The sequence below is a fragment of the Synechococcus sp. R55.4 genome (assembly GCF_047461935.1).
Taxonomy (GTDB): Bacteria; Cyanobacteriota; Cyanobacteriia; order Thermostichales; family Thermostichaceae; genus Thermostichus.
On record NZ_JANSIF010000071.1, the window covers coordinates 1 to 13908 of the forward strand.

10 protein-coding genes and 1 pseudogene are annotated in these 13908 nt (G+C 59.7%); 5 read left to right on the forward strand and 6 right to left on the reverse strand.

Annotated elements, in window-relative coordinates; genetic code table 11:
• Positions 1 to 193: 193 nt before the first annotated feature.
• The 3 genes from NW842_RS13155 (at position 194) to NW842_RS13165 (ending at position 2213) form a co-directional block, all read left to right on the forward strand.
• Positions 194 to 646 (forward strand): hypothetical protein, encoded by a 453-nt coding sequence (locus NW842_RS13155; RefSeq protein ID WP_414358508.1) that lies wholly within the window; start codon positions 194 to 196, stop codon positions 644 to 646.
• A 162-nt stretch (positions 647 to 808) separates the two neighbouring features.
• Positions 809 to 1252, forward strand: a complete 444-nt coding sequence (locus tag NW842_RS13160) for a hypothetical protein (protein WP_414418211.1) — start codon at positions 809 to 811, stop codon at positions 1250 to 1252.
• 37 nt (positions 1253 to 1289) lie between these two features.
• Positions 1290 to 2213: a fructosamine kinase family protein gene (locus tag NW842_RS13165; RefSeq protein ID WP_414356882.1), complete on the forward strand. Its 924-nt coding sequence runs from the start codon at positions 1290 to 1292 to the stop codon at positions 2211 to 2213.
• Positions 2214 to 2521: 308 nt separating this feature from the next.
• Here the strand turns inward: NW842_RS13165 and glyS are convergent, their stop codons facing one another.
• Entirely contained in the window at positions 2522 to 4714 is a 2193-nt protein-coding gene (gene glyS / locus NW842_RS13170; protein WP_414375284.1) for a glycine--tRNA ligase subunit beta, read from the reverse strand.
• Positions 4715 to 4887: 173 nt separating this feature from the next.
• Positions 4888 to 6972, reverse strand: coding sequence for a cation:proton antiporter (locus NW842_RS13175; RefSeq protein WP_414375283.1), 2085 nt, complete (start codon positions 6970 to 6972; stop codon positions 4888 to 4890).
• A 277-nt stretch (positions 6973 to 7249) separates the two neighbouring features.
• Here NW842_RS13175 and NW842_RS13180 point away from each other — a divergent pair, with 277 nt between their 5' ends.
• Positions 7250 to 8893 (forward strand): serine/threonine protein kinase, encoded by a 1644-nt coding sequence (locus tag NW842_RS13180; RefSeq protein ID WP_414418212.1) that lies wholly within the window; start codon positions 7250 to 7252, stop codon positions 8891 to 8893.
• A 97-nt stretch (positions 8894 to 8990) separates the two neighbouring features.
• Here NW842_RS13180 and NW842_RS13185 read toward each other — a convergent pair whose 3' ends face one another.
• From NW842_RS13185 to NW842_RS13195, 3 genes are all read right to left on the reverse strand, one after another.
• Positions 8991 to 9590 (reverse strand): superoxide dismutase, encoded by a 600-nt coding sequence (locus NW842_RS13185; RefSeq protein WP_414375281.1) that lies wholly within the window; start codon positions 9588 to 9590, stop codon positions 8991 to 8993.
• Positions 9591 to 9854: 264 nt separating this feature from the next.
• Positions 9855 to 10214 carry a hypothetical protein gene (locus tag NW842_RS13190; RefSeq protein ID WP_414418213.1) on the reverse strand — a complete coding sequence of 120 codons (360 nt, stop codon included), beginning with the start codon at positions 10212 to 10214 and terminating at the stop codon, positions 9855 to 9857.
• Entirely contained in the window at positions 10211 to 12199 is a 1989-nt protein-coding gene (locus NW842_RS13195) for a transglycosylase domain-containing protein (protein WP_414418214.1), read from the reverse strand. The genes NW842_RS13190 and NW842_RS13195 overlap by 4 nt, the downstream gene beginning before the upstream one ends.
• A gap of 247 nt (positions 12200 to 12446) precedes the next feature.
• Here NW842_RS13195 and tyrS point away from each other — a divergent pair, with 247 nt between their 5' ends.
• Complete coding sequence (gene tyrS, locus NW842_RS13200; protein WP_414375285.1) at positions 12447 to 13643, forward strand: tyrosine--tRNA ligase; 1197 nt, start codon at positions 12447 to 12449, stop codon at positions 13641 to 13643.
• Positions 13644 to 13761: 118 nt separating this feature from the next.
• On the opposite strand, the pseudogene NW842_RS13205 reads toward tyrS, so the two are convergent.
• Positions 13762 to 13908: pseudogene (locus NW842_RS13205) on the reverse strand (RNA-guided endonuclease TnpB family protein); the annotation flags it as partial.

A 13908-nucleotide genomic window follows, 5' to 3' on the forward strand; every position in this document is an offset into this window, starting at 1 on the left:
TTGTACACACATGAAAGCCGCCCTGTCGCGTCAGCGGGCCGTAGGCCTCAAGGGCGGGGCTTCAGACCCAGTTTTTTGGTGAGCGACAACCTGGTTAGGGTGGACCTGGTGGAGCTAACGCAACCCGGCTTACTGGCAGTAATGCTAAGAAATGTTAAGCTAAGAGCTTAGATCCCGAACCGAGGTAGGCCCCATGGAATCCCTTTACGCCGGCGGCAACTTTTCTGATCCCTTCGCCAATCCCCCCATTTACTCTGCCATTGCCCTGCTCAGCTTTTTTGCCGTTATCTTTGGCATCCTTTTCAAGGACAAGTTGGAATACCAGGTAGCCCTTTGGCAGCTCAACCGGGATAGCCAAGCCCAAATTCGCTATCGCACTCCTGGGGTGATCCTCACCTACAGTCTCTGCTGCTTGTTTACCTTTGGCTTTGTGGCTGCGTGTTTGAATGTGTTTGGCCTGCCTATGGCTCTGGCCGCCTGCGTCGGTGGGATCCTAGTGTTGGGCACGGCAGGCTTGGTGTGGTGGCAGTTGGGATCCCTGCTGGCTCTGTTGGCTACGGGCGGCTCCCAGGCCATAGATATTGACTCTTACGGGGCAGGAGCCGTTTTGGATCCTGAGGCAGCAGCACCTACTGAAGGGGAATAGGAGCTGGGCCACCCCAATTGACCGAGGATTTCGGCGCTGCCATGGCAAGCCTGCAAACGTTCATTCTGGAATGAACTTGAGCAAGGCTGACAAGACAAACGACACGATGAAGCAGAGTGCTCTGCTGCCATAATGGCTTCAAGCCCCGCTGCTCTCTTTCCCATGAACGAAACTGCCCAGCCCGATCTCAGAGATCTCATCCTCGCCCTGGATCGGAAGATCGACCTGCAATTTACAGAAATGCGGGGCGAGATCCGCCAGGTGGAAACAAGGCTGCAAGGGGAGATCAAGCGGCTGGAAGAGCGGGTTGACGGGGTGGCGGTCAAGCTGAACGAAAGGATTAACAGCGTCGAGGTCAAGCTCACCGAGAAAATCGATGGCGTTGAGGCCAAGCTGAACGAAAGGATTAACAGCGTCGAGGTCAAGCTCACCGAGAAAATTGATGGCATTGAGGCCCAGTTGAACGAAAGGATCAACGGGATGGAAGGCAAACTGAGCGAGAAGATGGACGGGATTGGCAAGCGCTTGGACAACCAGGAGTTCATCAGCCGAGGGGCAATTATTACCCTAGTGGGTGGTGTGCTTACAGGTCTGATGTCTGATTAAGTACCTGTTTTTCTCCGACAATTGACTTTGGCTGCTGATGCAAACTCTTTGGCAAACCATCGCCCAGCACCTTGCGGAAGCGACAGGGGATCCCTTACGGCCCCTGCAGTATCGTTCTGTGGGCGGGGGCAGCATCAACGCCACCTATCGGTTTTCTTGCGCTTCCCAAAACCCTCTTGCAGAAGGGGCAAGAGACTACTTTGTCAAATTGGCCCGTGGGGGAGAAAGAGCGCTGGAGATGTTTGCAGCGGAAGCTGCGGGCTTGCGAACCCTGGCGGCTGCCCAGGCCATTCGCGTACCTCAGCCCATTGTCTGGGGATCCGTAGGAGAGCAGGCCTACTTGGTGCTGGAATACCTGGAGCTAACCTCGCCCCGTCCGCACACTGCGGGTTTGTTGGGATCCCAGTTGGCCCAGTTGCACCGCACCCTATCCCCCAACGGCAGCTACGGTTGGGAGCGCGACAACACCATCGGCTCTACGCCTCAGATCAACAGTTGGCGGCAGAATTGGCCGGATTTTTATCGGGAACAGCGGCTGCTCTACCAGGTGAAATTGGCTTGCCAACAGGGGTATCGCGGCACGTGGGTGGCCCAAGCCGAACGGGTAATGGCGGAGCTGGAAGCCTTTTTTCAGGACTACAGGCCAGAACCCGCTCTGTTGCATGGAGATCTGTGGGGCGGCAACTACGGGGCCTTGGCCGATGGATCCCCGGTGATTTTCGATCCGGCCACCTACTACGGGGATCGAGAGACGGATCTGGCGATGACAGAACTGTTTGGCGGCTTTCCGCCGGAGTTCTATCGGGCTTATCAGCAGACCTATCCTTTGGATAAGGGATATCCTCACCGCAAGCCCCTCTACCAGCTCTACCACTGGCTCAACCATCTCAACCTGTTTGGAGAGGGCTACCTAGGCTCGGTGCAGCGGGCTTTGCAGCAGTGTTTGCAATTTCTTGGATAAATCGTATGGTTGTTCAGGTTAAGATGAGACGCCTGGGCTACTGATCGCGCCAGCGGGACGGAGTCCTTGAAAAACCTTCTAACCCCCTGCATTATTGCTCCGCAACGCTATTGCTCCGCAACGCTGACGCGAAGACGCGACCAACGGTTTAGGTGTGGGCACAGTGTTCTGAGTTTGAGTGGAAATGACGATATGTCCATTCCCAAGCCGTTCGCGCCAGTGGGACAGAGTCCTTGGGGGGTAGCTCTCTCTGGGAGAGAAGCTGGGGGTGAGGGGGATCTGTCTCGAAGTAAACTGATCTGAAACGGCTAGGGGGTCTTCTCCGGCGAGGATTCCCCTGCCATGACCACAGCCCCCATGTCCCCCAACAGGCGCGACTGGTTGCGCAATACTCCCAGCAAATTGAGCCGGCTGGCCCGTCGCACAGGATCCGGATCCATCACCAGAACGGCTTCAAAAAACTGGGCTACCTGAGGGGCTGCCGCTTGCAGAGCTTCCACCAAGGGAACAAAATCTCCCCGTAAGGCCGGCTCCACCCCCAGACGATAGATTTTCTGGCAAGCCTCGTACAACTCCCTTTCTGCCGCCTCCTGCAACTGACCGGGATCCACGGCGGCTGCCGGATCCACCACGGCGTAGTCCAAGTCCCCTTGGGCTGCCAGGCGGGCGCAGCGATTGAGGGTGGGATAGAGATCCGCCAATTCCCCGGTGGCCCGCAGGTGTTGCAGGTACTCCGCCCGCAGCAAAGTCAAGGGCAGGTTGCCCAGGGCCCGCATGGTGAGCTCGGCCTTCTGGGGATCCTCCGCTTTGACCGACTCGGGATCCCCCACCACAGCCCTGACCAAGTCGTAATCAATCCGTTTTTCCTCCTGCAAAAGGGTCTGTATCCGTTGGGCCAAAAACTCCTGCAAGGCTCGCAAGGTGTGGACATCGCCAAAGGCATAGTCCTGCACCACGCTCTGCAACAGCAAGTTGAAGTCAAAAGTCCAGCCGGCATCCCAGGCAACCAGCACCAGGCTGTTGGCGGCCCGCCGCAGGGCAAAGCGATCCGAGGAGCCGGTGGGGATCCGCCCCAAGCGAAACATGCCCACCAAGGTATCCAGGCGATCTGCCCAGCCCACCACCCGCCCCGTCAGTGCTGTGGGCAAAGCGTCCCCCGCTCCCAAAGGCCAGTAGTGTTGCTCAATCCCCTCGGCTACCGCCTCCGGTTCCCCATCCTGCCGAGCGTAGTCGGCCCCCATGATCCCCTGCAGCTCGGGGAATTCGTACACCATTTGGGTAACTAGATCCGCTTTGCACAGTTGGGCGGTGCGCTCCACCAGCGCTTGTTCCTGGGCATCCAAGTTCAAGGCAGCAGCAATGAGGCGGCTGATGTGGCGGATGCGCTCCACCTTGTCCCGCATGGATCCCAGCCCCTCAGCAAAGGCGACTGCCTGTAGGCGCTCCACCCGCTCCGCCAAAGGGATCCGCCGATCCTCTTCGTAGAAAAAGCGGGCATCCGACAGGCGCGCCCGTACCACCCGGCTGTTGCCTGCCCCGATCCGCTCCGATTGCCCAGGGTCGCCATTGGAAATGGTGATGAAATAGGGCAGCAATTTCTGGGGATCCCGGCCATCCCGTACCGGGAAATAGCGTTGGTGGATGATCATCACCGTCTCGATCACCGCCGGCGGCAGGCGCAAAAATTCCGGCTCAAAACGCCCCAAAACCGCCGTCGGCCACTCCACCAACTGCACCACCTCCCGCAGCAGAGGGGCAGGGATCTGCGCTTCCCCATTCACCTGCCTGGCCAGCTTGGTTACCTCGGCCTGAATGTACGCTTCCCGCACTGCCGGATCGGGGCTGACCCCGGCCTCTTGCATTTGCTGAACGTAGCTCTCGGCCCGCTCCAGAGTGACCTGCTGGGATCCCAAAACGCGGTGCCCCCGGCTAACCCGCCCGGCCACCAAGCCCGGCATGGTATTGCCCTCGTGGGTCGGCAGCAGCAAAGGCAGCACCTGATCATCCCAAAGGGAAACCAGCCAGCGAATGGGGCGCGGAAACTTCAGATCCCCGCAGGCCCAGCGCATCAGCCGTTCCCCACTCAAGTTGGTAATCCAGGCGGGTGCCAATTCTTGGAGCACGGCTGCCGTCGGTCGGCCCCGCACCCGCTGCACCGCAAACACAAAGGATCCCTTGCCCACTTGCCGGATTTCCAGGCTGCCGGGATCCACCCCTTGTTTTTGGGCAAATTTTTCCCCGGCAGGGGTGAGCTGGCCATCTTGGTAGGCGACCTGAACCGGCGGCCCCTTCACCTCTAGGGTGCGATCCGGCTGCTGGGTGGGCAACCCCTGCAACAGAACCGCCAGGCGGCGCGGCGTACCGAAAAGCTGCATCTGCTCCGCTTGCAAATGGGCCTCCGCCAAAGAGGCCGGGATCCCGGTTCGCCACTGCTCTAGGGCCGAATCCACAAAACTGGCTGGGAGTTCCTCACAGCCGACTTCCAGCAAATAGGCAACCATACTCCTGTGCTCCGTAGGGTACCATCCCCACTTCCTCAATCAACATAGTCTATGGCTCTGGGCCTCCCTTCTGGCTCACGATGGTTCCGAAGCCGGGGTATCCCAGTTTACCAGGGGAGCTGGGGCGGAGTTGAGACAAGAGCTCAAATCCGCCAGACAACACTCCAAAGCCATCACTGCCAAGTTGACTCTGTAGCGGCAAGAGCCCCCTCTCCTTGGCGCAAGGGATAGGCCGAGTCCCGTGGCAAATGCACCACGATGATGGGAAGGCTGGGTCGGTTGCGGGCGATGGTCTCCGGCTCTCGGCCCAGACGCGACCGGTTGCCGGTTTCGCTGGGAACCAATACCAACACATCTCCTGGCTGCAGCGCTTTGAAGGCTTCCGCCACCACCCCCCCCTGCACCCGCTGAACCGGCAAGTGGGCATAGCTTTCTGCCGGCAAGGCTGGGGAGCGTTCCCGCCCAGGTCGGGTTTGCACCAGCAGGATCTGCAAACCCGCTTTCAATTCGCCGGCCAGCGTTTGCGCCAGCCCAATGGTCTGCTGTAGGGATCCGGGAGAGACCTCCAGCTCCGGTGCAACCAAGAGGATGCGGCGTGCTGTCTCGATGGGTACCGGAAACCGCGTAATCAAGACTGGGATCCCCACCTGCCGCACCACCGCGTCAATGATGCTGCCGAAAAAGTTCTCCGCATAGGTGGAGTAGCCCTTCCAGCCCAGGATCACCAAGGTTGCCTGCCGTTCCGCCGCCGAGCGAATGATCCCTTTTTCCACCGAGTCATCCACCCGCCGAATCGGCTCCACTCGGGTCACGGCGCTGTGGGCCAGAGCTTCTGCGAAAGTCAGCAACTGCTCCTGCCGGGCCAGGGCTGCCGGCGAGATCCCGGCGCGGTCAGACAAAACATGCAGCGGCAGCAGCGTTCCCCCATCTTTTTTGGCCAAAATCAAAGCCAACTGTAACAGGTTCCTCTCAGTATCCGGGTTGGCCACCGGCACCAAGACGCGAGCTCCCCAATCTGGCTTGGGCAATTCGGTGGACTCTGCGGCCACCTCGGTGGGCTGCATTTGCTCTCCCCAGCGGGCCACAATCCAAGGCGAGGCAACACAGGTCACGAGGATCATGGCAATGATGCCGTTCACCGTCAGCTCATCCACCAACTTCACCTGAAAGGCCACCGTGATTGCCGCCAGGGTAGCCGCCGCCTGAGCCATCGACAAACCGAACATAACCATAGCGCTGGCAAAGCGCCAGCCAAACAATTGGGCCGGGATCCAAGCGGCCAGAAACTTGCTCACCACCTCCGCTGCGATCATCACCCCTCCCACCAGCAGCGAGCGCGGCTCTCCCAAGAGAATGCCGGGATTGATCAGCATCCCCACCGAGATCAAGAAAAAAGGCACAAACAGGGTGTTGCCGATAAACTGGATCCGGTTCATCAGGGGGCTGAGCTGGGGGATGATGGGGGTAATGGCCGTCCCGGCCAGAAAGGCTCCCACCACCGGCTCAATGCCGATCAACCCCGCTCCGTAGGCCACCACAAACAAAGTGGCGATCACGAAAGTAAACTCTGCTCCCTCGTCGTGACCAAAGCGTTGAAAGAACCAACTGCCCAGCTTGGGCACCCCCCACAGGGTGGCAAACGTGTAGAGGGCAATGGAAGGGATCAACGTCAGCCAAAAGCGCAGCGACAGCTCCCCTTGGTGGGCGCGCACCACCACCGCCAGCACCAACAAAGCCAGGACATTCGTGATAAGGGTGGCCCCCAAAGTTGCCGTTACCGTCTGCAGGCGCATCAACCCCAGCTTCGAGATGATGGGCAGACCGATCAGGGTGTGAGAGGCAAAACAAGAGGCCACCAGCACCGCCGCCAGAAAGCCATACCCAATGGCCAACATGGCTGCTGTGCCGATGAGCATGGGCAACAGAAAGGTGAGCGCCCCGAAGATGGTGGCCTTCCCGGCATTGAGCTTCAAATCTTCCAGACTGGTCTCCAGCCCCGCCATGAACATGAGAAACAACAGCCCCACCGTGCCCAGCAGGATGATGGTCTCGTCCCGCCGCAAGATGCCCAAGCCGTAGGGCCCCACCACCAGCCCAGCCAAGATTAACCCGATGATCCCCGGCAGGCGCAGCCGCTCAAATAGCAAGGGAGCCACCAGCATGATGGTCAGGATGATCAAAAACACCAGCACCGGATTCTCAACAGGGCCGATCAGGGCTAGAGGGATCCCCGAAATTTGCAGCCAGTTAGCCAGCATAAATCACCCGACAGACAGCTAATGAACAGACCCGGCAAAGCGCCCGCATGAGTCTATCAGATCCCTCCAGATCCAAGTAGCTCTCGATGCCCCACAGACTTTGTCCGGCCTTCAATTACTGGCAGGGCGTTTAATAAGTATTCAAAAGTAAGTACATCAGACACATTAAGACACATTAAGCAGTGAAAACAGCTTGGCAGTAGTGCCCAGAGAAAGGCGGGAGAAACCCCCGAGAAACACGCATTAGAATCAGAGGGTACATGCTCTTGGGCTGCCCATGAACCAGCTTGCTCCTGGAAAAGTGATCGGCCAGCGCTATCAACTGGTTCACAGCATTGCAGCAGGTGGCATGGGGCGGGTGTTCAAGGCTGTCGATACGCGCCTGTTCAACCGTCCGGTGGCGGTCAAGCTGTTGCACCAAAACTTAGCAGGCGATGACAACACCCGACGCCAGTTGCACAAACGTTTTCAGCAGGAAATTCGCATCAGCACGCTGCTGGGGGAGCACCCTGCCATTGTCAAGGTATTGGACTATGGCCTAGAGAACGACCAACCTTACCTGGTGATGGAATACCTGACGGGGCGCAGTTTGGGGGAGCTGATGCTCAAGCAGCCGGTGCTGCCGCCTCAACAGGTGGTGAGGATTGCCCGCCAAGTGTGTGCCGGTCTCTATTACGCCCACAACCTAGAGACCGAGCAGGATGGCCATCTCATCAAGGGGGTGATCCATCGCGACATCAAACCCAGCAACCTCTTCGTCCTAAAAGATGAAACGTTGGGGGAGACCGTCAAAATCTTGGATTTCGGCATTGCCAAGCTCCTCAGCGACGTTTCCCTTGCCCTCGGCACCCAGACCACCGGCTTTTTGGGTACGGTGCGCTATGCCTCTCCCGAACAGGTGCGCGGGGAAGCCCTGGATGCCCGCTCGGATATCTACTCGCTTGGCGTAGTGCTCTACCGCATGTTGACCGGGCAACAACCTCTGCGACCCAAGAGCGATTCTTTCCCCGGCTGGTACGAGGCCCACAATTACCAACAGCCTCAGCCCTTCGATCGCTCGAATTTGCCCTATGAGATTCCGCTGGAGCTGGAACAGGTGGTGCTCTCCTGTCTGGCCAAAGATCCCGACCGGCGGCCCCAAGATATGAAGGTTCTCAGCGCCCAATTGGAGGGATCCCTGCACTCCCAGAGCGCTGCCAGCTCTTCCCTCGCGCCCCCCCCAACCGCACCCATCTTCTCCGAGCGTACCCTGGCGGCGGTGGATGCAGGGCAGTCGGGCACACACCTGCTCAGTACCCAGGCAGAGCCCGAGGCCAAGCCGTTTCCCCTCTGGGCTGGGATAGCCCTTTTTGTTGTCATTGCGGGGAGCACCTTCTGGGGCCTGCGTCTGCTGTTGGATCCGGGCCCAGGCAGCGAAAGACCGCCTGCTGCCCCCGAACGCCCCCTTCCAGTCGGCGGTGCAGAGCACCCTGAGCGGGATCCCTCAGCCACTCCTGAACCTCTGCTGGACTGGCTGCCGCGGGATCCGGAGGGCAAACCGGTGTTTGAGGATGATCCCGCCCCAGATCTGGGAATCGGTGAGTCCGCAAGCGAGCCCACACCCAGGCCAGCGGCAACTCCAGAGGCAGTGTCCTCTACCCCTCAGCCCCCTGCTCCAACTCAGCAGGTGTCACCTCCTCCTCCAGCCCCTGCTGTGCCTCCACCCCGACCGGTTGCAGTGCCCACGCCCGCTGCTCCACCTTCTCCAGCCCCTGTCCCAGCCAAACCTCTCCCGCCGCAGCCCATCAATCAACCTTTGTTTCCCCAAGTGAACCGGGTTGCTCCAACTTCTGCTCCCCTTACAGCCCCTCCAACCCAACCTCCCACCCCTGGCTTTCTGGAGCGGTTGCGCGAGGAGCGAGAACGCTTGGGGAAAGACTAGGCGCAAAAAAGGGATCCCCAAGGATCCCTTCGCAAACAGAGACATAGGGCTAGTCTTCGATGGGATCCCCCGTCAAGGGATCCCAGAACAGGTAGAGTCAGGCGGCAGCCAGCCGGGCATTGGCGGCATCCCAGTTCACCAAGTGCTCCAGGTAGGCATTGATGAAGTCAGGCCGCCGGTTTTGGTAATCCAGGTAGTAGGCGTGCTCCCACACATCCAAGGTGAGCAGGGGCGTTTGACCGTGAACCAGCGGATTTTCGGCATTGGGGGTTTTGGTAACCTTCAGGGTGCCGTTGTCCAGCACCAGCCAGGCCCAACCGCTGCCAAATTGGGTGGCGGCTGCCGTCTTGAAGGCTTCTGCAAACTTGTCATAGCCGCCAAAGTCGGCGTTGATCTTGTCGGCAATAGGCCCGGTAGGCGCACCTCCCCCGCCTGGCTTCATGGATTCCCAGAAAAAGGTGTGATTCCAAACTTGGGCAGCATTGTTGAAGATACCCGCTTTGCTGGGATCCCCAAAGGTGGCCTTGATGATTTCTTCCAGAGACTTGTTGGCCAGATCGGTGCCCTCGATGAGCTTGTTCAGGTTGGCTACGTAGGCCGCGTGGTGCTTGCCGTGGTGGAAGGAAAACGTTTCTGCCGACATGTAGGGCTTCAGCGCGTCGGCAGGATAGGGCAGAGCCGGGAGTTCAAAAGCCATAATCGTCTGTCCTCTGTGTCTTGTGCAAGGAATGCAAGAAAGAACGCGGTGAAGGGTCAGGAGAACCAGAAAAAGGCGTTACCTTTCTTTGCAGTCTTAGTGTAACTCAGAATCACTACGCTTTGGGATCCCTTGGACATTTCGATTCCCGCTGGGACAGGGCTCGACCCCAGAGAGGTGGAACCGCGGCTGTCTCAGCCCAATGGCCGACAACCACTCGTTGGCCAGCGGTCGGAAAAGCGAGATCGTCCCGGCTGGAAAGCGCTAACGGGATCCCTCCCGCAGCAGCTCAATCAGCAGGGGAGCGACATCCCTGAGCAGGGGGATCAAAACCGCCGTGATGGCGGCAATGGTAACCACATTGCGGGTGAAGTTGAGGGTATCGCGGCTGAGCTGGAAAAACCGCTCGTCCCACCGTTTGACCTCGGCCTCGAGGCGCTCCTCGGCTCTGGCAATGCGCTCCTCGGCTTTGGCAATGCGTTCCTCGGCCCTGGCAATGCGCTCCTCGGTGCCGGCAATGGTTTGCAGCACCTCTTGGTTCTGTCGGGTCAGTTGGGCGATGGCCTGAGCGTTGGCCTCGACAGTGCGCTCGATGCGCGCCAGCCGCTCCTCGCTGTAGCTCATGGTCGGGGAGGGGGAAATTGATGCGGGCTGGGGAAGTCCTGAGGTGGGATCCCTTGCAGAGCCTCAGTCATAAAGCGCTTCCAGGTGGGGGCAACAAAGGCCCCGCCGGCGGTGCCGGGCAGCATGGGGGAGTTGTTGTCGTTGCCGATCCAAATGGCGGTGGACAGTTGCGGCACGTAGCCGATGAACCAAGCATCGCGGAAATCGGAGGTGGTGCCGGTTTTGCCGGCCACGGGTCGCCCATCGTCCAGACGAGCCGCCCTCCCGGTGCCTTGGGTCACTACCCCTTTGAGGATTTGGTTGAGCGTAGCCACCGCCCAGGGATCCAAAACCCGCTGCGGCTGAGGCCTGGCCTCGAAGAGGATTTGGCCGTTGCGATCCACCACCTGGGCCAAGAGGGTCGGCTCCACCCGATATCCGCCATTGGCAAAGACCGCATAGCTGGCCGCCATCTCCAGGGGGCTGACGCTGGCCGAGCCCAGAGCTGTAGCCAAGTTGGGAAACATCTCGGCAGTAATACCCGTGGCCTGAGCCGCTGCAATGACGTTGCGGATCCCAACATCATCGGCCAACTTGACCGTGGGCACGTTGCGGGAGAGCTCCAAAGCCCGAGCAAAGGTGAGGGGGCCATAAAAGGTGTTGTCGTAGTTTTTCGGGCTGTAGGGCGGCGAGCCGGGATAGGTGACGGGGGTATCTTCCAAAATGCTGCCGGGTGAATAGCGCCCGCTGGCCAGAGCCGCGTAGTACACATAGGGCTTAAAGGTGGATCCCGTTTGGCGAAACGCCTGGGTGGCGCGGTTAAATTGGCCCCGCTGAGCGTTGATCCCGCCCACAATGGCTTTCACATAGCCGGTACGGGGATCCACTGCCGCCAAAGCCATTTGATCGGCACGACGAGCTGCCCCAATGCGGGGGCCATCTTCATTGACAATGCGCTGGGCAAGGCGCTGCAGACGCAGATCGATGGTGGACTGAACCCGCAGACCTCCTTGCATTAGAGCTTGTTCCCCATAGCGGCGCCGCAGCTCCGCCTCAATGGCGTCGGTAACTGCTGGGGCGTTACTTTGAAAGGAGGTAATGCGGCCTAAGGTCAGCTTTTGCTCCCGCGCCGCCTGGGCTTCCTCGGGGGTAATCCACTTCAGCTCCACCAGACGATCCAGCACCAGGTGTTGCCGCCGTTTGGCTCCCTCCAGGTTGCGAAAGGGGCTAAGGGTTTCCGGGGCCGGCAGGATCCCAGCCAACATCGCCGCTTCAGCCAAGTTCAGTTCAGACGCATCCTTGTTGAAGTAGCTGCGGGCCGCCGCCTGGATGCCGTAGAGATTGTGCCCCCAGTACACCTGGTTGAGGTACATCTCCAGGATCTCGTCTTTGCTGAAGACCTGTTCTAGGCGCACCGCCAACACGATCTCGGCGACTTTACGGCTGAGGGTACGCTCCGGCCTCAAAAACAGGTTCTTGACCAACTGCATTGTCAGGGTGGATCCCCCCCCCGCCGAGCCTATACCCCCCTCCACACTGCCTAGGATCGCCCGGCCCAAGCTGACCGGATTAATGCCTGGATGGGTGTAGAAGTGGCTGTCTTCAATGGCCAGCAAGGCCTTTTTCATCTCCGGCGAGACCTGTTCAAGGGAGATCACTTCCCGGTTGGCCTCCCCGTGTAGGCTGGCAATGGGCTCGCCCCGAATATCGACAATGTGGGTGGTGGCAATGGGCACGTAATCCCGCAATTGATGCACGTCCGGCAAGTTGCGGAAGCTAATGGCCAGCCCCACCAATCCGGCAGCCGTTGCCGTGGATCCCAAGAGCAGGGATCCCAGCAACAGATTGCCCACCACACCGGCAACCTGGGCAATCCGGGAGGGGCGGGTGGGTGGGGTATAGTCGGCATGCTCGTCAAACCCCGATCCGGAAAAAGGGGAATTGGAGACACGCTCCAACCCCGGCTTTCTCGCCCGGCGGGCCAATGGTCTGCGACCGTAGGTCACGTCAAAAACCCTGTCACGTCCGTGTTGCAAAGCAACAACAAGCCAGACCCATTATAGGGCGGCGTCTATTGGGGCAGCAGGATGGCCAACCCTGCCCATCGACAACTCCAACCGGGCTAGGGGGAGAAGATCTTGAGTTGAGAATCGAGCATCTTTTGCGTGGGCTTAAAATGGCTCATGGGTTCAGCCGGAGGAGCAGGATTTGAGTTTATCGTCAGCCTCAGTTTCGCCAACGTACCGGGATCCGTTGATAGCCCAAATTGTTGAGCGGGGGGTGGCCGAGATCTTTCCAGGAGGAGCTGCTGCCCTGGCGGAGCGCTTGGCGCAAGCGGATCGTCCCCTGCGGGTGAAGCTGGGCATCGATCCCACCCGACCGGATCTACACCTGGGCCATTCAGTGGTGTTGCGCAAGTTGCGCCAGTTTCAGGATGCGGGCCATGTGGCCATTTTGCTCATCGGGGACTTCACGGCGCTGGTCGGGGATCCCACCGGCCAATCGCAGGCCCGTCCCCGCCTCACCCCAGCAGAAGTGGAGGAAAACGCCCGCACCTACTTGGAGCAGGCCGGCAAGATCTTGGATTTTGAGACCCCTGGCCGGCTGGAGGTGCGCCGCAACAGCGAGTGGCTGGCCCACCTGACTCTCAGCGAGCTGATCGAACTCCAGGCCCAGATGACGGTGGGGCAGATGCTGGCCAAAGAAGACTTTGCCCAGCGCTACCGAGCTGGAACGCCAATTTATCTGCACGAATTTCTCTATCCCCTCCTGCAGGGCTACGACTCGGTGGCTCTGGCAGCCGACGTAGAACTGGGGGGAACCGACCAGCGCTTTAACCTGCTCACCGGTCGGGATCTGCAAATTTGGAAGGGCCAAGCGCCGCAGTTCTGCGTGACGGTGCCGCTTTTGGAGGGGTTGGACGGGTACCAGAAAATGTCCAAGTCCAAAAACAACTACGTGGGGCTGACTGAGGATCCCCTCACCATGTACTCCAAGCTGGAGAAGGTGCCGGATCACCTGGTGGAGCGCTACTTTGAGTTGCTCACCTCAGTGCCCCTTGCCGAGCTGCCGCAGGATCCCCGCCAGCGGCAGATCCTCCTAGCCAAGACCCTAGTGGCCCAGTTTCACTCCCCTGCAGCGGCAGAAGAGGCCCAGCGCACCGCTCAAGCTTTGGTGCTAGACGGTATTCTTGCCGAAACGGGATCCATCCCCACCTTTGCCATCGATGGGTTGTCTTACCCTGTTAAACTCAGCTACATCCTGCGTGAGTGTGGCCTGTGCAAGAGTGCCGCCGAGGCCCGTCGGCAGATTCAAGGGGGCGCCGTGCGGCTGGATGGGCAAAAGGTGGAGGATCCCGACCTGGAGTTTGCCCATGCCTCGGAGCTGGCCGGGCGGATTTTGCAGGTGGGCAAAAAGGCCTTTCGTCGGCTAGTGAAAGGCGCAGATTAGTCTTCCCCTCTCCCTGTGGGAAAGGGGTGAGGGGATCCATCAACGGGCAGGCTTGAAGCCGAGTCCGGTTTTTTTCTGCCTGGTCTTGGCTGGGGGATCGGACAGAGGAGAAGGTAAACTACCCGACTCCGACCGCTAAAGCGGTACGGAGCGGGCTTTCAGTAGCCCTGAGCCTGCCCTGCTCTACTAGAGAACAAAACAGGCCCGAACCTCTAGGCTGGTTTACGACAGCCCCCAAAAGCGCAATCACATTCGCACCATTCAA